Here is an 18,528-nt window from a genome sequence, read left to right as displayed (position 1 = left end):
GAAACCGGGTGATGCGCCTGACAGGGCAGCGGCGATCTGGGAGGAGCTACTATGAATGCGATGGACGGCGCGCTCGCGCCCCAATCTTTCGACCCCTTCGATCTGAACAAGCCCCATGCCAACTGGGCCGCGTTCCGAGAAGGCGCGCCGATCTTTTTCCACGAGGCATCGGGATACTGGGTCGTCTCGCGCTATGACGAGATCAAAACGATCTTCGACGACTGGAAGACCTTCTCGTCCGAGAACGTGAACAAGCCCGCCGTGCCGACCTGTGAGGCCGCGCTCAAGGTCCTGAAGGACGGCAATTTCACCGCTTACTCGGGCCTCACCTCCCGCGTGCCACCGGAGCATACGCGCATTCGCAAGGTGGCGCAGTCCTGCTTCGGCCCGCGCCGCTTCAAGACGATCCAGCCGCAGATCGGCGGCATCGTGGAGCGCCACCTCGACACGCTCGAGGCCAAGGGCAAGAACGGCCCCGTCGATTTCTGGCGCGAAGTCGCCTATCCGGTGCCCGCCTTTGTTCTCTTCACCCTCATGGGCATCCCGGAGGAGGATGTGCCGAAGATCAAGAAATACGGTGAAAGCCGCGCCATGCTGACCTTCGGCGATCTGGACGAGGCGGGGCAGGTGGAAGCCGCCCATGACATGGTCGCCTATTGGAACTACATCGACAATCTCGTGTCGGCGCGCGAAAACAATCCGGGCGACGACTTCCCTTCGGACCTTCTGCGGATGCAGGCCGAGGGTGCCGACATCAGCCGGGACGAGATCAAGGGGCTCATGTTCTCGACGCTCTTTGCCGGGCACGAGACGACCTCGACCCTCATGGGCAATGCGGTCATCACCTTCATGCAGAACCGGGGTGCCTGGGACGCGATCAAGGAAGATCACGCCAAGATCCCCAATGCGATCGAGGAAATCCTGCGCCACTCGCCCAGCGTGACCGGCTGGCGGCGCAAGGCGCGCCACGACGCGCAGATCGGCGGGGCCGAGATCAAGGCGGGTGACGAGATCCTGATGATCACCGGATCGGCGAATCGCGACGAGGCGCAATTCCCCGATGGCGAGACCTTCGACATCTCGCGCCCCAACGCGCGCACGCATCTGAGCTTTGGCTACGGCATTCACTATTGCCTTGGCTTCCAGCTTGCCAAGATGGAGGGGCAGGTGGTGCTCGAACAACTGACCCGCCGGTTCCCCGACATGACGCTCGCAGAGGGCTTCGAGGCGCAGTTCCTGCGCAACCTGTCGTTCCGCGTGCCGACCTCGGTCATCGTGAACACCAACGTATGAGGGCTGACATGAACGCGCTTTTCACGCTTCCCTTTACCGCCATATGCCGTGCCGACCATGACCGGGTCGGCGGCAAATGCGCCTCGCTCGGTGAAATGACCCAGGCCGGCGTGGCTGTCCCGCCGGGCTTTGCCGTCACCACCGATGCATTCGCGGCCATGCTGGACAATCACGGGCTGAGGGAAGAAATCGCCCGTGCCCTGAGCCGCGTCGATCCCGAAGACTTCGACGCCGTGGATCGCGCGGCGCAGGCCATTCGTATCCGTATCCGAAGCCACCGGATGCCCGCCGATGTCGAGGCGGCGATCCGCGACGCCTATGCCGCCATGTGTGAGGAAATGGGGGCCGAGATGCCGGTCGCGGTGCGGTCCTCCGCAACCGCCGAGGACATGCCGGACGCCTCCTTCGCGGGGCAGCAGGACACCTATCTCTGGGTCATCGGAGCTGACGCCGTGGTCGAGAAGGTCCGTGATTGCTGGGCGTCGCTCTATACGACCCGCGCGGTCGCCTACCGCGAAAAACAGAAGATCGCCCATGGCGACGTTCTGATGAGCGTGGCGGTGCAGAAGATGGTCAATGCCCGCGCCGCCGGGGTGGCCATGTCTTTGGACCCCAACACCGGCGACCGCACCCGGATCGTGATCGATGCGTCTTGGGGCCTTGGCGAAATGGTCGTCTCGGGTGTCGTGACCCCCGATAACTACTCGGTCGAAAAGGTGCTGGGCGAGATCATCGACCGCAAGATCAGCGACAAGCATGTCGAGCTTGTGGGTGACCCGGAGCGTGGCGAGGCGGTCGAACGCGAGGTAGACGAGGACCGTCGCAAAACGCCCTGCCTTGCGGACGACGAGGTGAAGGCGATCGCGCAGCTCGCGAAGCTCCTCGAACGGCAGAACAAATGCCCGCAGGACGTGGAATGGGCCATCGACGCCGATCTGCCGGCTGGTCAGAATCTCCTCGCGCTCCAGTCACGGCCCGAGACGATCTGGTCACAGAAGGCCAAGGAGAAGCCGAAAAACCCCTATGCAACGGGCATGGCGGGGATCGTGCACACCCTCAACAACCCCTTCGGCGCGAAACAGACCAAGGCGGCGAGTTAGCCGCCAAAGAGCTGAAACCACTGAAAAAGAACAACATCCATTCAGGGAGGAAAACGAATGGACGCTCAGAAGATGCTGTTTCCAAGTCCCTATGACGCCGCCACACCCGCAGGCGCCGAAGGCTGGGAAGACCTCTATCCCTACTACGTGAAGTTCCAGCCATCGCGGCGCATGGAAGAAGAGTCGAAGTTCTGGTTCTGCGACAGCCAGCATTGGCCGACGCCGTTCCGCCCCTTCGACATGTCCATGGTGGAGTTCGCCACCAAGTGTCTTGGTCAATACAACACCCGCCACCTTCTCGTGCCGCCCGCGAACGGCATCGATTACCGGGTGCTCAATGGCTACGTCTATTTCTCGCCCATCGCCGTGGGTCCGTCCGAGATCGAAGCCCGCGTGCCTCAGTTCATGGAACGCGCCGGGCATTACTTTGCCAACTGGGACGAGATGCTCGAGAACTGGCACAAGAAGGTCGACCAGAAGATTGCCGAGCTGAACGCGCTGGAGTTCAACGAGCTCCCCGATGTGGTGCCGCTGGAATGGATCACCTCCGGCAAAGGCCTCGACAATACCACCGACCTCATCGACAGCTACGACCGCGCGATCGAGCTGATCTACAAGGTCTGGCAATACCACTTCGAGTTCCTGAACCTGGGCTATGCCGCCTATCTCGATTTCTTCGGCTTCATGAAGGCAACCTTCCCTTCGATACCCGACCAGGCGATCGCCAAGATGGTGCAGGGTCAGGACTCGGTCCTCTTCCGCCCGGATGACGAGATCAAGAAGCTCGCCAAACTCGCCGTGGAACTGGGCGTGGCCGATGCGCTGCGCACGGGCACCGTGGACGAGGCGCTCGCCGCCACGGCCAAGGCGCCGAACGGCCAGCAGTGGGTGGATGCGTGGGAAGCGGCCAAGGACCCGTGGTTCAACTTCACCTCCGGCAACGGGATGTATTCGACCGACAAATACTGGATCGACCATCTCGATATCCCGATGACCTACCTGCGCGACTACATCGAGCGGTTGGAGGAGGGCGACGAGATCATGCGCCCGACCGAACGTCTCATCGCCGAGCGTGACCGGATCACCGCCGAATACCGCGAGATGATGGATGAAGAAGCGCAGGCGATCTTTGACGGCAAGCTGGGCCTCAGCCGCGTCGTGTTCCCCTATGTCGAGGACCACAACTTCTATATCGAACATTGGTCGGTGGGGATCTTTTGGCGCAAGATGCGGTCGCTGTCGGAACTGCTCATGCGGCAAGGGTTCTGGGACAGGCCCGACGGGATGTTCTTTCTCAACCGCAACGAAGTGCGCGACGTGCTCTTTGACTACTCGTCCGCCTGGGGCACGGGTGGCCGGGCACAGGGCACCGACATCTGGCCCGCCGAGGTCGAGCGTCGCCGCGCGATCATGGAGGCACTGGGCAAGGAAAGCCCGATCCCCGCGCTCAACAATCCGCCCGAGGTCATTACCGAGCCCTTCACGATCATGCTCTTCGGCGTGACCAACGACTCGATCCAGTCGTGGCTCGGGCAGGACGATGACGACTCGAAGATCACCGGCATGGCAGGCTCGCCGGGCGTGGTCGAGGGCATCGCTCGCGTTCTGCGCTCGCCCGACCAACTGGGCGAGCTTCAGAAGGGCGAAATTCTCGTGACCCCCGTGACCGCGCCCTCCTGGGCCCCCGTGTTCGGCAAAATCGGCGCGGCGGTGACCGACATCGGCGGGATGATGAGCCACGCCGCCATCGTCTGCCGGGAATACGCGCTGCCCGCCGTCACCGGCACCGGCAATGCGTCCTCCCGGATCAAGACCGGGATGCGCCTGCGTGTCGATGGCAATGCGGGCACCGTCGAAATCCTCGACTGACCTCTCCTCCCGACCGGGGCGGGCTGTCATGGCCCGCCCCATTCCTCGAGAAAAGACCAAGATCCCGATGACCGATCCGCAAAGATACGCGACCGTCTGGAAACGCATGGCTCCCTTCATGGCGGCGCGGCGCAACGACATTCACCTGCCGCTGTGTTTCTCCTGGGCGCAGCAGCTCTGCGACGCATACCCCGAAGCCGACCGGGACATCTGTTCGCTGGCGATCATGCTGCATGACATCGGCTGGTATGCGATCGACAACGACCGGATCATGGAAGAAGGCTTCCGGTCCGAAGACTTCATGCAGTCCGACGTGCGCTACCTTCACGAGGCCGAGGGCGTGCGCATGGCGCGCGAGATTCTGGACGGGACCGAATGGCAACCCCTGACCGACGCGGTCTGCACGATCATTGACGGGCACGACACCCGGACGGATCCGCGCGACCTGAATGATCGGGTGGTGCGCGACGCCGACAAGCTCTGGCGCTTCGGGATGGCAGGACTTTGCGTGTCAGCCGAATGGTTTCAGGACAGCGTGCCGGAATATTTCGAGCGAATCACCAGGTTTCTCGACCTCCTCGAGACCGAAAAGGGGCGCGAACTGGCGGCGGCCGAGCTCGAGGCCACCCGGATCGCCCTCATGCGGCATATCATCTGAGGCCGGGCGAATGGAGATGGTCATCGACGGCACATGGCAGGCGGCAACGGAAGGCGAGACCTTCGCCGTCCTGAACCCGCGTGACGGATCCGTCGTGGATCACGTGCCTCTCGCCGGCCCCCAGGACGCGGATCGTGCGATCCGCGCGGCCGAGACGGCGATGGCGGGCTGGCGCGTGACCCCGATGACCGAGCGCGTCGCGGTGCAGAAGGCCTGCGCACAGGCGATGCGTGACCGGGCGGGTGAGGTTGGCGCCTTGCTTCACGCGGAACTCGGGCGTCCGCTGATGGGCTGCGTCGGAGAGATCCTGCGCTCCGCTGACCTGCTCGACATCTACGCCGAAGAAGGGCTCCGGCTCGTGGCCGAAATGCCGCTTGGGTCCGCACCGGGCGAGCGCATCATCGTAACGCGCGATCCGGTGGGCGTCGTGGTGGCGATCACGCCCTTCAATTATCCCGTCACGCTCCTCATGTTCAAATTGGGTGCCGCCCTGATCGCGGGTTGCGCCGTCGTGGCGAAGCCGTCGGAAGATACACCTCTTTCTACCCTGAAGCTCGCCGAGGTCTTCCACGACGCAGGCCTGCCCAAGGGGCTCTTCAACGTGGTCACCGGCAAGCGCGCATTGGGCGAGGCGCTCGTCGCGCACAAGATCCCGCGCAAGATCGCCTTTACCGGCTCGGTGCCTGCGGGCAAGGCCATCGCCGCCGCGGCTGCCGGAACGATGAAACGGCTGACGCTTGAGCTCGGGGGCCATTCCGCCGCTATCGTTTGCGCGGATGCGGACATCGACAAGGCTGCGGCCGCCATTGCCCGGCACGGTTTCGCGAATACGGGGCAGTTCTGTTATCGGGTGAACCGCGTCTATGTCGAACGGCCGGTCTATGATGCCTTCCTGCGCAATCTGTCTGACCGGGCCTCGGCGCTCACGCTCGCCCCGGCGGGCGGGGACGGCGACCTTGGTCCGCTGGTGAACGAAAAGATTCTCGCGGTGTCCGAGAGGCAGGTTGCGGACGCGCGCGCCCGGGGCGGTCGTATCCTGACCGGAGGCGCGCGCCCAATGGGGCCGGGGTTTGCCGGCGGGCACTACTTCCCGCCGACCGTGGTGGCCGAAACCACGCCGGAGATGCTTCTCATGCGCGAAGAAACCTTCGGTCCGGTCATCGGCGTTCAGCCCGTGGACAGCGCGGCCGAGGCGCTGCGGCTCGCCAATGGCAGCGAATTCGGGCTGGCGGGCTTCGTGTTTACCCATGACCTGGGCCGGGGGCTTGCGCTCTGCGAAGGGCTTGAGGCCGGGTCGGTCTGGCTCAACGATATCCAGCGCTCGTCCCATCACGTGCCCTTTGGCGGCGTCAAGCAAAGCGGTCTCGGTCGCGAAAAGGGGCGCTACGGGGTCGAGGCCTATCTCGAATACAAGACCATGTATCTGTCCTGGGAGGTGCCGGCATGAGCCATGAGGTGCTTCTGGAGGACGGGGTCTTTCTGCCCCGCGACCTGCCGCTCTGGGAAGCGGCGAAACCCTTTCTCGACGTGCGCGACAACGACCAGCACACGGTCGGGGTCTATGCGCTCGCAAGGATGTTCCTGCACGATGTGCCTGAGGCGGACGAGAGCGTCGTGCTGCCAGCCGTGGTGCTTCATGACGTCGGCTGGAAGGCCGTGCCGAAGGACGAGATATTCAACGCCATCGGCTCGGCCCCCACGCGGCTCGACCTTGTGCGCGAGCACGAAGTCCGGGGGCGCGAAATCGCGGCAGAAATCCTTGATCGGCTGCGGCCCGAGGGCGTCGACGTGGACCATGTGCTTGCCATCATCGACGGGCATGACACCCGCGACACCGCGATCAGCCCGTCGGACGCGGTGATGAAAGACGCGGACAAGGCGTGGCGGCTGACCCCGAATGGCATCCGGCTGATCAAGAGCTGGTATGGCGAAGCGGCGACGGACGCGTGGTTCGTCGAGATGGTCGAACGCCGGTCGAACCCGAAGATGCTGACGCCAGTGGGGCAGGCCTTCGTACGGGCGATCACGGCCTCGCTCAAGGCGGACATGATGCTCGACAGATATATGGGAGAACCCGATGCGTGATCTGGGATTGAAAGGCAAACGTGTGCTCGTGACAGGGGCCGCCGGGGGGCTGGGCCGCGCCTTCGCCCGCGCCTTTGCCGAAGCCGGCGCCCGGGTCATGGCGGCCGATATCGTGACCGCCGGGCTCGAGGTCACGGCCTGCGAGGTCGAAAAGGCCGGCGGCGAGCCGCATACCGGAAAGGTCGATGTCAGCTCGACCGAGAGTTGCCGCGCGCTCGCCCTTCAGGTCGACGCGGAACTGGGCGGTCTCGACGTGCTGGTGAACAACGCGGCGCTCTATGGCACGCTTGACCGCAAGCCCTTCGAAGAGATCGACGAAGGCGTCTGGGATCAGGTCATGCAGGTCAACATCAAGGGTGTGTGGCAGATGTGCCGCGCCTTCGCGACAATGCTAAGGGCGGCGGATCATGGCTCCATCGTCAACGTCGCCTCGGCCACGGTGTTCTCGGGCTCGCCTGAGTGGATGCACTATGTCACCTCGAAGGGCGCGGTGATCGCCATGAGCCGGGTCATGGCCAAGGAACTGGGCCCCGACAACGTGCGCGTGAACGCCATCGCGCCGGGCTTCACCCTGACCGAGGCGAGCCTCAACCAGATCGACAACGCCATCGAATACGGAGTCGGGCGCGCGGCCATGCGGCGCAATGCCGAAGCGCAGGACATCACGGGGGCGGCGCTTTATCTCGCCTCGGACCTGTCGCGCTTCATGACCGGCCAAACGCTGATCGTGGATGGCGGCAAGCAGTTCATTTGAGGAGACAGGCATGGTCAAGGTGACCTTCATCGAGCAGGACGGCACCCGGCGCGAGATAGAGGCGAAAGAGGGCGACCCCCTGATGTATTCGGCCAAGGATGCCGGGATCGCAGGGATCATCGCGGAATGCGGCGGTTCTGCCATGTGCGCGACCTGTCACTGCTATCTGCTCGAGGCCCCCAATGGCCCGCTGCCCGAGATGGAGCCTGCGGAGGAAGACACCATCGAGTTCACCGCCAACGCCCCCACAGAACGGTCACGTCTGACCTGTCAGATAGTCGTGGACGCCCGCTGCGAGGACGCGGTGTTCGAAGTGGCCACGGGCCGCTAAAGGGACCGCCACTTCACCCCTTCACTGCTTCGGAAATACCTCGGAGAGGGGTTTGGGGAGAGGCAGCGCCTCTCCCCAACCGGTCGTCGCAGACGAAGTCTGCGGGGAAACCTACTGCGCCAGCCGCCGCGCTGCAAAGCTCGCGAACCAGTCGAGCGCGGCCGGGTTCTTGGTCGCATCTTTGGACGCCACCTTGTCCGGGTTCTCGCCCAGAAGCATCCGGCGCACGGGCACCTCCATCTTCTTGCCCGTGAGGGTCGTCGGGATTTCGGGTGCCTGCACGATCACGTCGGGCACATGGCGCGGCGAGCGTTCGGTGCGCAGGCGTCGCACGATGTCCTTCTCGACCTCTTCGGTCAGCCGCTTGCCGGGTGCCATCTGCACGAAGAGCGGCATGTAGTAGCCCCCGTCCTCCTCCTCGATGCAGACGATCAGACTGTCGGCAACCTCGGGGATCGCTTCCATCGTGCGGTAGATCTCCGCCGAGCCGATCCGCACGCCGAAGCGGTTGAGCGTCGCGTCCGATCGTCCGAGCACATAGGCGCCGCCCTCGGGCGTGAACCGCACCCGGTCGCCGTGGCGCCAGATACCGGGGTATTCCGCGAAATAGCTGTCGGTGTAGCGGACGAAATCGTCGTCGCCCCAGAATTTGAGCGGCATGGAGGGCATCGGTTGACGCACGACCAATTCGCCTACGGTGCCGACGACCGGCTGCGCCGCTTCGTCATAGGCGACCGCGTCGCAGGCGAGGCATGGCGCCTGGATCTCGCCCGCGTTGGCGGGGAGCAGGCAGGAGCCGCCGAGGATCCCCGAACAGAGCTCCGTGCCGCCCGATTGCGACGTCGCATAGATGTCCGCCTTCACCGCCTCATGGATCCAGGCGAGGATCTCGGGGGTCGAGGGCGATCCGGTGAGCAGGATCGTCTCAAGCGCCGAGAGGTTGAATTCCTTGCCCGGCTCGATGCCCTGCGAGCGCACCATCTGCATGAAGGTCGGCGACACGCCGAAAGTCGTGACCCCGGTGTCGGCCATCAACCGCCAGAGCGCCCGCGCGTCGGGGTAGGTCGGGTGCCCATCGTAAAGCACCACGCGCCCGTTCTGCATCGGGCCCTGCATGAGCGTGTTCCAGACCATCCAGCCGGTGGTCGAATAACAGAACTGAACCGCGCCGGGGTGCATGTCCAGGTGCACGGCGCCGGATTTGTAGTGTTCGAGCACAATCCCGTGGTGGCCTTGCACGATGGGCTTGGGCAGCCCCGTGGTGCCCGACGAAAACAGGATCCACAGGGGATGATCCGATGGCACGCGGGTATAGGTGAAATCCGTGGCAGCAACCTCCGGCCCGGCCTGCGTCTCGTCCCAGCCATGCGTGGCGCCGGCAAAGGCGGGTGCCCCTGCGCCCTCCAGGTAATCGAGAAGCACAAGGCATTCCGCAGAGGGCAGGTAGCCCAGAATGTTCGACAGCTCGCTGGTGCGGTTGAAGTGCTTGCCGCCGTAGCCATAGCCGTTCACGGCAAAGACGAGCTTCGGTTCGATCTGGCTGAAGCGGTCGATCACCGTCTGCGCACCGAACTCGGGTGCGGCGGAGGACCATGTGGCCCCGATGGCGGTGGTCGCGAGCATCGCGATGAAGGTCTCGGGGATGTTGGGCATATAGGCCACCACCCGGTCCCCGGGTTCGACACCGACCGAGCGCATCCAGGTGGCGAGCTTGCGCACCTGGCCCGCCATCTCGCCCCAGCTCATCTCGGCCAGTTCGGGCCGCAGTTCCGAGGTATGCGAGATCATCGTGCGCGCCGGATCGCCGTTCGTTTCGTTGCGCAGCACGTGTTCGGCGTAGTTGATCCGGGTGCCCGTGAACCAGCGGGTGCGCGGCATGGGATCGTCGGTCATGACCTCGTCGATCTCGCCGTCGTGGATGACGTCGTAGAAGTCCCAGATCGCCTTCCAGAAGCCCGGCACGTCATCGACGGACCATTGCCACAGGCCCCAATAGTCCGAGAAGTTCTTGCCGCGCTCCGAGGCGAGCCAGTTCATGAAACGGGTGATTTCGGCGCGCTTCTTGCGCTCTTCCGTTGCGCGCCAGAGCTCCTGCCCCTCGGTTACGGTCGTGATGGCTGTCTCGGTCATGCAAATTCCTCCTCGCAGGCAGAGAGGTCGAAATCCTCCAAAGTGTCCAGCACGATATGCGCCCGCGTCTCGGGCGACATGGCGTCAAAGGCGGCGCGGTCGCGCCCTCCGGTGGTGACGCCAAGCGCGAAGGCACCGGCGCGTCTGGCCATAAGAAGCTCGAGTTTCGGGTCGTCGCCGATCACGATCATCTCGTGCGGCGCGGCTTTGGTGAGGTCTGACACCATGGTGAGGCCGGACACGGATGGCTTGCCAAAGAGCGTGTGTTCGACCCCGGTTGCGTTCTTCAGCCCTGCCACCAGCGCGCCGGAAATCCCCATCATCTTGCCCTTGGCCGAGGCGAAATAGGGCGCGACCGACGTGGCATAGAGCGGCGCGCCCGCCCAGAGCGCATCCGCTGCGGCTTCGAGCATGTGAACGTCGAAATCCCGCGTCCAGCCAACGAGGATAGCGTCGACCTCTCCCGCGCCTTTCTTCGGCGCGACGATCTCGATCCCGGCCTCGCGCACAGGCTCCACCACGCCCTCGGCGGCGAGCACCATGACGCGCTTGTGGCCGAGCCGCGCAAGCTCATGCGCGGCGACGACGGCGGGGGTCATCATGTGACCGGGGTCCAATTCGATCCCGGCGCGGGCGAGGGGGGCGTAGTAGTGTTCGGGCGTGAAAATCGTGCCGTTGGTATAGGCGACGACCGCCATCCCTGCCGCCTTGCAGGTGTTGATCGCCTCGACGGCACCGGGGAGCGCGGTAAACTCGCCGGTTTCCTTGTCCATCATCGCGAGCGTCCCGTCGATGTCGAAGACGGCAGCCTTGAAGCTCATCGCGCCGCCCCTTTCAGTTCGAGCTTGAAACCCGGTTTCTCGAGTTTCACGTCGCCCAGACCCCGGCGCGAGGTGATTTCGCGCATGAGGTCCATGACGGGTTTCGACTTGGGGTCGTAACCCTGCCGTGCCGGACCATGGGCGACCATCGCGTCCACCTGATCGGCGGGCATGACGGCGCGAAGGATGAACTCTTCGTCCGACAGCCCCTTGCCGTGCTTTGTGCGCAGTTCGTCGAGCGACGCCATATGCGGCTCGGCCTCCAGCTCCTTGGCCCGTTTGGACGACCGCACCCGGTCCTCGACTTCGCCGTTCATGGGCAGCCACGGCTTGCCGAACCGGCCCAGCACATAGCGCGTCACCTCGTCCGGGATCGTCTTGTAGCGTTCGCCCGATACGACGTTGAGCAGCGCCTGCGTGCCAACGACCTGCGAAAACGGCGTGACCATGATCGGATATCCAAGATCGGCGCGCACATGCTCGACCTCTTCCAGCACTTGGGGGAGGAGGTGCGCGCGCTTCGTCTCGGCCAGTTGACGCTTGAGCGTGCCCATCATGCCGCCCGGCATCTGGTGGCGAAAATAGGCGCGGTCGAATTCGCCCGGCGCGCCGTGTTGTAACCCCTCGGTCGCGGCCAATGCGGTGAAATAGGCGTCCATTTCGGCCACCGCCTCGTCGTCCACGTCCACCGTGAACCCAAGGTCGCGCAGGTTCGCGATCACCGGAGCTTGCGCGGGCTGCGACGTGCCGTTCGCGGCGGAGGACGACGCCGTATGAAGGCACGTCGCGCCATGCTGGGCCGCTTCCAGATAGGAGAACGGCCCAAGCCCGATGGTGCAGTGAGAATGGAATTCGAGCGGCAGATCACCAATCGCTGCCTTGAGCGCGGGCATCAGCGTCTTTGCGCGTTCTGCCGTGACCAGCCCGCCGGGGTCCTTGAGGTAGAGCTTGTCGTAATGCCCGCCCTCGGTCAGCTGCTTGGCCGCATCGGCAAAGAAGGCGTCGTCATGGGCGGGCGAGAGGGTAAAGGGCAGGGCGGCAACCACCTGGTTCGCGCCGGCCTTGCGCGTCACCTGCGCCATGCGCACCATGGCGTCCACGTCGATCATCGGGTCCATGATCGCGAACCGTTCCATCCCGTTCGACACGAGGGTGCGAAAGCAGAACTCCATGAATTCTTCCGACGCAATCTCCCACGAGATGAAGCGCATCCCCGTGGTGAGGAACGACAGGGGCGTGGTCGGCGTGCGCTCCTTGAATAGCCGGATCCGTTCCCACGGGTCTTCCTGCTTGAACCGCACGGCGACGGCCATATGGGTGGACGAGATGAAGTCGATCGACTCATATCCCACCCGCTCCATCGTCGGCGCGATTTGCAGCATCATCCCGGTGTCGAGCCCCGTGGCCCCCCAGTTCGACTGGTTGCCGTCGCGCACCGTGGTGTCCATGAGGGTGATGGTCTTGGTCATTCCGCGGCCTCCTTTTTGGCTGCGATCCGGGCCAGAAGCCCGGGTAGGTAATTCGTATCGACGCCGCCCGCTTGGAATTCAGCGTCGTCCATGATCGCCATGTGGAGCGGCGCGTTGGTGGTCACGCCGGTGAGTTCCGTGACCTTGAGCGCGGTAGACATGACCTCGACCGCCTTGTCCCGCGTCTCGCCATAGGCGATGAGCTTGGCCACCATGCTGTCGTAATAGGGCGAGATCATCGCGCCGGGCTGCATATGGGTGTCCACGCGCAGGCCGGGGATCGGCGGGAACCACGCTTGGGTCACGCGACCGGGCGAGGGCATGAAATCGCGGTCCATGTCCTCGGCGTTGAGCCGACATTCGATGGCATGGCCGGTGAGGCTGATATCGTCCTGGGTGAGGCCCAGCGGTTGCCCTTCGGCAATCGCGATCTGGAGCGCGATGAGGTCCAGACCGGTGATCGCTTCGGTCACGGGATGTTCGACCTGCACACGGGCGTTCATTTCCAGGAAATAGAACTCGCCCCGTTCCACATCGACGAGGAACTCGACGGTGCCCAAGGATTTGTAGTTGATGTGACGGGCGTATTTCACCGCCGCATCGAGCAGCCCCTGCCTGAGCGCGGACTGCAGACCCGGCGCGGGGGCCTCTTCCACCACCTTCTGATATCGCCGCTGGACCGAGCAATCGCGCTCGCCCGCGTGGATCACCGTCTCGCCGTCCGAGATGATCTGCACTTCCACGTGTCGACCCACGGTCACGAAACGCTCCATATAGATGCGCCCGTCGCCAAAGGCGGCAGAGGCTTCGGAAATCGCCATGTCGATCTGTTTCGGCAGTTCGGCGGCGGAGTTCACCCGCTTCATGCCGCGCCCGCCACCGCCAGAGACGGCTTTGATGAGCATCGGGAAGCCCACCTCCTCGGCTATCGCCAGACCTTCCTCGGCGGTCTCGATTGACCCGCCGGGGACAAGCGGCACCCCGGCCGCTTCGGCGTGGTTTCGGGCCGTCAGCTTGTCGCCCACGGCGTCGAGGTTGTCGGGAGAGGGGCCGATGAAGACGATCCCTTCCTTGGCGCAGGCCTCGGCGAGGCGTTTGTTTTCCGACAGAAAACCGTAGCCGGGATGGAGTGCGTCACATCCGGTGCCCTTGGCGGCCTCGACGACTGTTTCGACCTTCAGGTAGCTTTGCGTGGCCGCCGCCGGCCCCAGGCAGACGGTCCGCGTGGCCAGTTTCGCGCCCAGCGTGTCGCGATCGGCCTCGGACACGCCCAGCACCGTTTCGATACCAAGTGCTCGCGCCGTGCGGATCACGCGCACCGCGATCTCGCCGCGGTTGGAGATGAAGATGCGTTTGATCTTGGCCATGATCTTAGTCCGGCTGAATGCGGATGAGCGTCTGACCGTGCTCGACGAGTTCGCCATTGGGCGCGACGAAGTCGATCACCGTGCCCGCGATCCCGGCTTCGACCGAGTTCATCAGCTTCATCACCTCGATGATGCCGATGACGGTTTCAGGGTTCACACGGTCCCCGGGTTTGACGAAAGGGTCGGCCCCGGGTTTTGGCGCATGGTAGAAGGTGCCCAGAAGCGGCGCGGGCACTTCCGATCCGCCGCCCGACGCGACGACCGGCGCCTGCACTGGCGCAGGGGGCTTCTCCAATGTGGGCTGAGTGGCTTGTGGGGCAGGGGCCGGAGCGGGCTGGGCCTGCGGTGCTGCCGCGCCCCGGCGACGCAATTCGATCTTCGTGTCGCCCATCTCCAGCTTCAACTCGTCAAAGTCGGAGGCGTCGATCAGGCGCAGGATGTCGTCGATGTCGGAGCGCGTGAGGCCGCTCATGGTGTCTCCTCCCAAGGCACACGTAAGATGTCGAGACGACGCTAGGCGGCAGGGTGGAGCCGCTCAATCAGGCGACGGGCAAGGTTTCACGCAATGAAATCACCCCGAAAACCGCGCTGCGATTTCCGCGGCGGCAGCCAGAGCCGGGGCGGCGAGCCGTGGCACCGCCTCGTCACGCAAGTAGGCGCGTTTCGACCAGGTGATGTTGATCGTTGCCGGGACGTGCGACCCCAGCCTGATCGGCACGGCGATGGAATCACGGCCGTCGTCCACGGCATCGCGACCCTCGTCGTAGTCGCCGCCGAAGTCCGGGTCGCGCAGGGCAAAGCCTTGGGCCCGGGTCTCGGCCAGGACGCGGTCGATATAGGCGGGGGAATGGGCCACACGGTCGCCCTTGCGCACGGACCGGCGCAGAGCGTCGAGCATCGCCGCGCGGGTCGCTTCCTCGCAAAAGGACAGAAAGGCGCGGCCAGAAGCGGAGCGCAGGATGTTGACCTGATAGCCGACCGGGCCTACCGCGATATGGTCGAAGTAGGACCGTGTGACGTTGGTTTCGAGCACCTCCATTGAGGTGAGCCTCGGCACAGCGAGGACCGAGGGCCATTCGATCGTCTCGGTCAGCCGGGCCAGCACCGGCCCTGCGGTTTCCACGAGCGCCCCTTCGCGGTCCATTCGGCCGGCAAGTTCGGCAAGCGAGTGCGAGGGCAGATAGGCCCCGTCCACCATCCGTTGCCAGACGACGCCCTGTTCCATCAGGGTCTTCAGGATTCGCAGGAGCGACGCTTTGGGTAACCCGGTCTCGCGGTGCAGGTCCTGAAGCCGCATCGCGCCCGAACGCTGCAAGAGCTGTAGCACGTCCAGCCCGCGGGCGAGTGCCCGGATCGTCTTGACTTGGCTTTCGGCCATGGGGCTCTGCGTCCTTCTGTGGTGGCAGGAGGTTAGCTGCGGATTTTTCCCGTTGCCAGAGGATCGTGGCGCTGGGCAGGTTACCGGAAAACGGAGAAGCGCATGTCGGAAATTCACGAAGGGGGCTGTCAATGCGGCAGCGTCCGCTACCGCACAACGGGACAGCCCCACAGGACGGCGGTCTGCCATTGCCGCTATTGCCAGACGCGGACGGGCAGCGCCTTTGGCGTCTCGGCCTATTTCAACGGGGAACAGGTCGAGGTGCGCTCGGGCGAACTGAATCGCTACCGGTTCACCACCGAAAGCGGGCGGTCGTTCGAAACGCAGTTCTGCCCCACCTGCGGCACGACCCTGTTCTGGACGCTCGGCCTTTGGGACGGGGTGATCGGGGTTGCGGCGGGCACGTTCGATCCGCCGAGTTTCTGGTTCGATGTCACCAGAGAGGTCTTTACCCGGTCGAAGGCCCCCTTCGTGACACTCGCGCTCGCAGAGAGCCACGAGACGACAGCAAGCTATGCGCCGGTCGCCGGAGACTCGCCTCGACTGCGCGGCCAGTGACGGTTTCCGGCCAGAGGTCGTTTTCCGACGCGTTTGCGCCGCGCGGTGGCGGGACCGCGCGCGTTCCTCGCCTTTCATGGGGGCGCGATGGGCAACCGGGGTTCCGGGCAGGAACGGTTCGGTCACCATCGGAAACCTGCGGACCGATCCGGGCCGCCGATTGTTCAAATTGAATGATCGAGTCGTGAAATTGAGCTTAACGCCCCGGCGATCCCGTGGAATGCAACGCACGCTGCGAACCGATAGTGCAAGGAAGAAGAAACGCATGTCCAAATACGTCCTGACCGTCACCTGCAAATCCACGCGGGGGATCGTCGCCGCCATCGCGAATTTCCTCGCGACCCACGAATGCAACATCACCGACTCGAGCCAGTTCGATGATTTCGAGACGGGCAAGTTCTTCATGCGGGTGAGCTTTTCGTCGGAAGGCGGCGTGCTGCGCGATGTGCTCGAGGCCGATTTCGTCGATGTGGCGAAGCCCTTCGACATGGATTTCTCGTTCCACGACGAAGGCGAGAAGGTAAAGGTCGTGATCATGGTGAGCCGCTTCGGTCACTGCCTCAACGACCTGCTTTATCGCTGGCGGATTGGCGCGCTGCCGATCGACATCGTGGCCGTGATCTCGAACCACATGGATTACCAGAAGGTTGTCGTGAACCACGACATTCCGTTCCACTGCATCAAGGTCACGAAAGACAACAAGCCGCAGGCCGAGGCCCAGATCATGCAGGTCGTCGAGGATTCGGGCGCGGAGCTCATCGTGCTCGCCCGCTACATGCAGATCCTTTCGGACCAGATGTGCCAGAAGATGTCGGGCCGGATCATCAACATCCACCACTCGTTCCTGCCCTCCTTCAAGGGGGCGAACCCTTACAAGCAGGCCTTCGAGCGTGGCGTGAAGCTGATCGGGGCGACGGCGCATTACGTGACCGCGGATCTCGACGAAGGTCCGATCATCGAACAGGACATCGTGCGCATCACCCACGCGCAGTCTCCCGACGATTACGTGTCGCTGGGGCGGGACGTGGAAGCACAGGTCTTTGCCCGCGCGATTCACGCCCACATCCACCACCGCGTTTTCCTGAACGGCAACAAGACCGTCGTCTTCCCCGCCTCGCCGGGGGGCTATGCCTCCGAACGGATGGGCTGAGGCCCAGGTCGCAAGGAGAGGAGGGGCGCTCAGGCGCCCCTTTGGTCCTCCAGCATCGCGCGCAACTCGGTCTTGAGCACCTTGCCGTAGTTGTTCTTTGGCAGTTCCGGCACGAAGAGATAGCGTTTGGGCTTCTTGAACCGCGCGATCGAGGCGGTGCAGGTGGCGTCGAGGTCCTCGGGCGTGGCGGTGCCAACGACGAAGGCCACGACGATTTCCCCCCATTCCGGATGCGCCTCGCCCACGACCGATACTTCGGTGACGCCGGGGTGGGTGAGCAGGGCCTCTTCCACCTCGCGCGGGTAGATGTTCGACCCGCCCGAGATGATCATGTCCTTGGCCCGGTCATGGAGCGTCAGGTAACCGTCGGGATCAAGGTGCCCGACATCGCCCGTCAGGAGCCAACCGTCGCGAAACGCGCGGGCGTTCGCCTCGGGCGCGTCGAGGTAACCCGCCATCACGATGGGGCCCTTGACCGCGATCTCGCCGGTTTCGCCGGGTGGCAGGGGCTCGCCATCAGGGTCGAGGATCGCGATCGCGCCCACACTCTGCGCCCGTCCGACAGATGCCAGCCGGCGGTCCCAGTCGGGATGGGTGCTCTCGGCGATATCCTCGCGCGAGAGGGCGGTGATGGCCATGGGTGCCTCGCCCTGACCGTAGATCTGGACGAACTTCGGGCCGAAGGTATCGAGCGCGGCCTTGATGTCGGCGACATACATCGGCCCGCCGCCATAGACGACTGTCTTGATGCCGTGGCCCGTCGTCCCCGTGACCCGGGCCGCCTCGACCATGCGCTTGACCATGGTGGGGGCCGCGAACATCGAGACATTGTTGTGATGGGCGGCGAGATCGAAGATCTCGGCCGGATCGAAGCCGCCGGAATTCGGGATCACGTGGCGCGCGCCCATGAGCACATGAACCAGCGCATAGAGCCCCGCCCCATGGGACATCGGCGCGGCGTAGAGGGCGGCATCGCCCGGATCGACCCGGTCCACATCCGCCAAATAGGCAAGCGACATGGCGGCCAGGTTCGCACCGGTCAGCTGGGCGCCCTTTGGTCGGCCTGTGGTGCCGGAGGTATAGAAGAGCCAGAGCGTGTCGTCAGGGTTCATCACTTGGGGCGCGTCGAGGGGCGCGGTGGCCCTGACCGCCGAGAAGGCGTCACCGTTCGGCTCGATCAGGGGAATGGACGCCTCGGGGAATGCGTCTGCGTCCTTCACGAAGGCGAGGCCAGCGTCAGAGGCGGTCAGGATATAGGCCACCTCTTTCGGATGCAGTTTCGCATTGATCGGCACGGCGGTGGCCCCGACATACCAGATGCCGAAGAGGATCGGGAGGAACTCGGGGCTGTTGGACAGGAAGATCGCCACGCGGTCGCCGGGGCCGATCCCCTTCGCGACCAGACCCGCCCCGATGGCTGCCGCGTCACGGTCCAAGGCGCTGTAGGTTGCGACAAGGTCGGTGCCATGAAACAGCGCGGGGGCTTCGGGGGTGCGCGTCGCCGCCCGGGCGAGCCAGAGCGCTGGATTCATCGGGTCGCCTCGCGGCATATGCGTGCTGTCATG

17 protein-coding genes are annotated in these 18,528 nt (G+C 64.4%); 10 read left to right on the top strand and 7 right to left on the bottom strand.

Features of this window, described 5'->3' with window-relative positions:
* Positions 1 to 51: 51 nt before the first annotated feature.
* Genes KJP29_RS16945 through KJP29_RS16910 form a run of 8 tightly spaced genes read left to right on the top strand, consistent with a single transcriptional unit; the run spans position 52 to position 8,090 of the window.
* A complete protein-coding gene (locus KJP29_RS16945) occupies positions 52 to 1,293 on the top strand; it encodes a cytochrome P450 (RefSeq protein WP_255553649.1) in 1,242 nt (413 codons plus the stop codon).
* A gap of 8 nt (positions 1,294 to 1,301) precedes the next feature.
* On the top strand, positions 1,302 to 2,393 hold the full coding sequence (locus KJP29_RS16940; protein WP_218464684.1) for a PEP/pyruvate-binding domain-containing protein: 1,092 nt from the start codon (positions 1,302 to 1,304) through the stop codon (positions 2,391 to 2,393).
* A gap of 57 nt (positions 2,394 to 2,450) precedes the next feature.
* Complete coding sequence (locus KJP29_RS16935) at positions 2,451 to 4,262, top strand: PEP-utilizing enzyme (RefSeq protein WP_218464683.1); 1,812 nt, start codon at positions 2,451 to 2,453, stop codon at positions 4,260 to 4,262.
* Positions 4,263 to 4,290: 28 nt separating this feature from the next.
* The gene (locus tag KJP29_RS16930) at positions 4,291 to 4,920 is read left to right on the top strand and encodes an HD domain-containing protein (protein WP_255553648.1); all 630 of its coding nucleotides are present in this window, start codon (positions 4,291 to 4,293) and stop codon (positions 4,918 to 4,920) included.
* A gap of 10 nt (positions 4,921 to 4,930) precedes the next feature.
* Positions 4,931 to 6,367 (top strand): aldehyde dehydrogenase, encoded by a 1,437-nt coding sequence (locus KJP29_RS16925; RefSeq protein ID WP_218464682.1) that lies wholly within the window; start codon positions 4,931 to 4,933, stop codon positions 6,365 to 6,367.
* Complete coding sequence (locus tag KJP29_RS16920; RefSeq protein ID WP_218464681.1) at positions 6,364 to 7,005, top strand: HD domain-containing protein; 642 nt, start codon at positions 6,364 to 6,366, stop codon at positions 7,003 to 7,005. The genes KJP29_RS16925 and KJP29_RS16920 overlap by 4 nt, the downstream gene beginning before the upstream one ends.
* Complete coding sequence (locus KJP29_RS16915) at positions 6,998 to 7,759, top strand: SDR family NAD(P)-dependent oxidoreductase (protein WP_218464680.1); 762 nt, start codon at positions 6,998 to 7,000, stop codon at positions 7,757 to 7,759. The genes KJP29_RS16920 and KJP29_RS16915 overlap by 8 nt, the downstream gene beginning before the upstream one ends.
* A 10-nt stretch (positions 7,760 to 7,769) precedes the next feature.
* Positions 7,770 to 8,090: a 2Fe-2S iron-sulfur cluster-binding protein gene (locus tag KJP29_RS16910; RefSeq protein WP_218464679.1), complete on the top strand. Its 321-nt coding sequence runs from the start codon at positions 7,770 to 7,772 to the stop codon at positions 8,088 to 8,090.
* Positions 8,091 to 8,201: 111 nt separating this feature from the next.
* Here the strand turns inward: KJP29_RS16910 and KJP29_RS16905 are convergent, their stop codons facing one another.
* From KJP29_RS16905 to KJP29_RS16880, 6 genes are all read right to left on the bottom strand, one after another.
* Positions 8,202 to 10,220, bottom strand: coding sequence for an acetoacetate--CoA ligase (locus KJP29_RS16905; protein WP_255553647.1), 2,019 nt, complete (start codon positions 10,218 to 10,220; stop codon positions 8,202 to 8,204).
* Positions 10,217 to 11,041 (bottom strand): HAD-IIA family hydrolase, encoded by an 825-nt coding sequence (locus KJP29_RS16900; protein WP_218464678.1) that lies wholly within the window; start codon positions 11,039 to 11,041, stop codon positions 10,217 to 10,219. Before KJP29_RS16900 ends, KJP29_RS16905 begins: the two co-directional genes overlap by 4 nt.
* A complete protein-coding gene (locus KJP29_RS16895; RefSeq protein WP_218464677.1) occupies positions 11,038 to 12,510 on the bottom strand; it encodes a hypothetical protein in 1,473 nt (490 codons plus the stop codon). Before KJP29_RS16895 ends, KJP29_RS16900 begins: the two co-directional genes overlap by 4 nt.
* Positions 12,507 to 13,877 carry an acetyl/propionyl/methylcrotonyl-CoA carboxylase subunit alpha gene (locus tag KJP29_RS16890; RefSeq protein WP_218464676.1) on the bottom strand — a complete coding sequence of 457 codons (1,371 nt, stop codon included), beginning with the start codon at positions 13,875 to 13,877 and terminating at the stop codon, positions 12,507 to 12,509. The genes KJP29_RS16895 and KJP29_RS16890 overlap by 4 nt, the downstream gene beginning before the upstream one ends.
* 4 nt (positions 13,878 to 13,881) lie before the next feature.
* A complete protein-coding gene (gene accB / locus KJP29_RS16885; protein ID WP_218464675.1) occupies positions 13,882 to 14,349 on the bottom strand; it encodes an acetyl-CoA carboxylase biotin carboxyl carrier protein in 468 nt (155 codons plus the stop codon).
* 99 nt (positions 14,350 to 14,448) lie between these two features.
* A complete protein-coding gene (locus tag KJP29_RS16880; protein WP_218464674.1) occupies positions 14,449 to 15,255 on the bottom strand; it encodes a helix-turn-helix domain-containing protein in 807 nt (268 codons plus the stop codon).
* Between the two features lie 102 nt (positions 15,256 to 15,357).
* Between KJP29_RS16880 and KJP29_RS16875 the strand changes: the two genes are divergently transcribed.
* Both KJP29_RS16875 and purU read left to right on the top strand, forming a co-directional pair.
* Positions 15,358 to 15,813, top strand: a complete 456-nt coding sequence (locus KJP29_RS16875; protein ID WP_218464673.1) for a GFA family protein — start codon at positions 15,358 to 15,360, stop codon at positions 15,811 to 15,813.
* Between the two features lie 265 nt (positions 15,814 to 16,078).
* Positions 16,079 to 16,963: a formyltetrahydrofolate deformylase gene (gene purU / locus KJP29_RS16870; RefSeq protein ID WP_218464672.1), complete on the top strand. Its 885-nt coding sequence runs from the start codon at positions 16,079 to 16,081 to the stop codon at positions 16,961 to 16,963.
* A gap of 29 nt (positions 16,964 to 16,992) precedes the next feature.
* Here purU and KJP29_RS16865 read toward each other — a convergent pair whose 3' ends face one another.
* Positions 16,993 to 18,495, bottom strand: coding sequence for an AMP-binding protein (locus tag KJP29_RS16865; RefSeq protein ID WP_218464671.1), 1,503 nt, complete (start codon positions 18,493 to 18,495; stop codon positions 16,993 to 16,995).
* Positions 18,496 to 18,528: the final 33 nt, after the last annotated feature.

Origin of the sequence: Maritimibacter sp. DP1N21-5, from assembly GCF_019218295.1 — a bacterium.
Lineage (GTDB): Bacteria > Pseudomonadota > Alphaproteobacteria > Rhodobacterales > Rhodobacteraceae > Maritimibacter.
The sequence above is the reverse complement of the archived record's forward strand: the minus strand, read 5'-3'. Positions and strand labels throughout refer to the sequence as shown.

What these genes read in the sequence shown, in the direction of transcription:
- KJP29_RS16945 (WP_255553649.1), top strand. Translation starts at nt 52, where the DNA reads ATGAATGCGATGGACGGCGCGCTCGCGCCCCAATCTTTCGACCCCTTC.
- KJP29_RS16940 (WP_218464684.1), top strand. Translation starts at nt 1,302, where the DNA reads ATGAACGCGCTTTTCACGCTTCCCTTTACCGCCATATGCCGTGCCGAC.
- KJP29_RS16935 (WP_218464683.1), top strand. Translation starts at nt 2,451, where the DNA reads ATGGACGCTCAGAAGATGCTGTTTCCAAGTCCCTATGACGCCGCCACA.
- KJP29_RS16930 (WP_255553648.1), top strand. Translation starts at nt 4,291, where the DNA reads ATGGCCCGCCCCATTCCTCGAGAAAAGACCAAGATCCCGATGACCGAT.
- KJP29_RS16925 (WP_218464682.1), top strand. Translation starts at nt 4,931, where the DNA reads ATGGAGATGGTCATCGACGGCACATGGCAGGCGGCAACGGAAGGCGAG.
- KJP29_RS16920 (WP_218464681.1), top strand. Translation starts at nt 6,364, where the DNA reads ATGAGCCATGAGGTGCTTCTGGAGGACGGGGTCTTTCTGCCCCGCGAC.
- KJP29_RS16915 (WP_218464680.1), top strand. Translation starts at nt 6,998, where the DNA reads ATGCGTGATCTGGGATTGAAAGGCAAACGTGTGCTCGTGACAGGGGCC.
- KJP29_RS16910 (WP_218464679.1), top strand. Translation starts at nt 7,770, where the DNA reads ATGGTCAAGGTGACCTTCATCGAGCAGGACGGCACCCGGCGCGAGATA.
- KJP29_RS16905 (WP_255553647.1), bottom strand. Translation starts at nt 10,220, where the DNA reads ATGACCGAGACAGCCATCACGACCGTAACCGAGGGGCAGGAGCTCTGG.
- KJP29_RS16900 (WP_218464678.1), bottom strand. Translation starts at nt 11,041, where the DNA reads ATGAGCTTCAAGGCTGCCGTCTTCGACATCGACGGGACGCTCGCGATG.
- KJP29_RS16895 (WP_218464677.1), bottom strand. Translation starts at nt 12,510, where the DNA reads ATGACCAAGACCATCACCCTCATGGACACCACGGTGCGCGACGGCAAC.
- KJP29_RS16890 (WP_218464676.1), bottom strand. Translation starts at nt 13,877, where the DNA reads ATGGCCAAGATCAAACGCATCTTCATCTCCAACCGCGGCGAGATCGCG.
- accB (WP_218464675.1), bottom strand. Translation starts at nt 14,349, where the DNA reads ATGAGCGGCCTCACGCGCTCCGACATCGACGACATCCTGCGCCTGATC.
- KJP29_RS16880 (WP_218464674.1), bottom strand. Translation starts at nt 15,255, where the DNA reads ATGGCCGAAAGCCAAGTCAAGACGATCCGGGCACTCGCCCGCGGGCTG.
- KJP29_RS16875 (WP_218464673.1), top strand. Translation starts at nt 15,358, where the DNA reads ATGTCGGAAATTCACGAAGGGGGCTGTCAATGCGGCAGCGTCCGCTAC.
- purU (WP_218464672.1), top strand. Translation starts at nt 16,079, where the DNA reads ATGTCCAAATACGTCCTGACCGTCACCTGCAAATCCACGCGGGGGATC.
- KJP29_RS16865 (WP_218464671.1), bottom strand. Translation starts at nt 18,495, where the DNA reads ATGAATCCAGCGCTCTGGCTCGCCCGGGCGGCGACGCGCACCCCCGAA.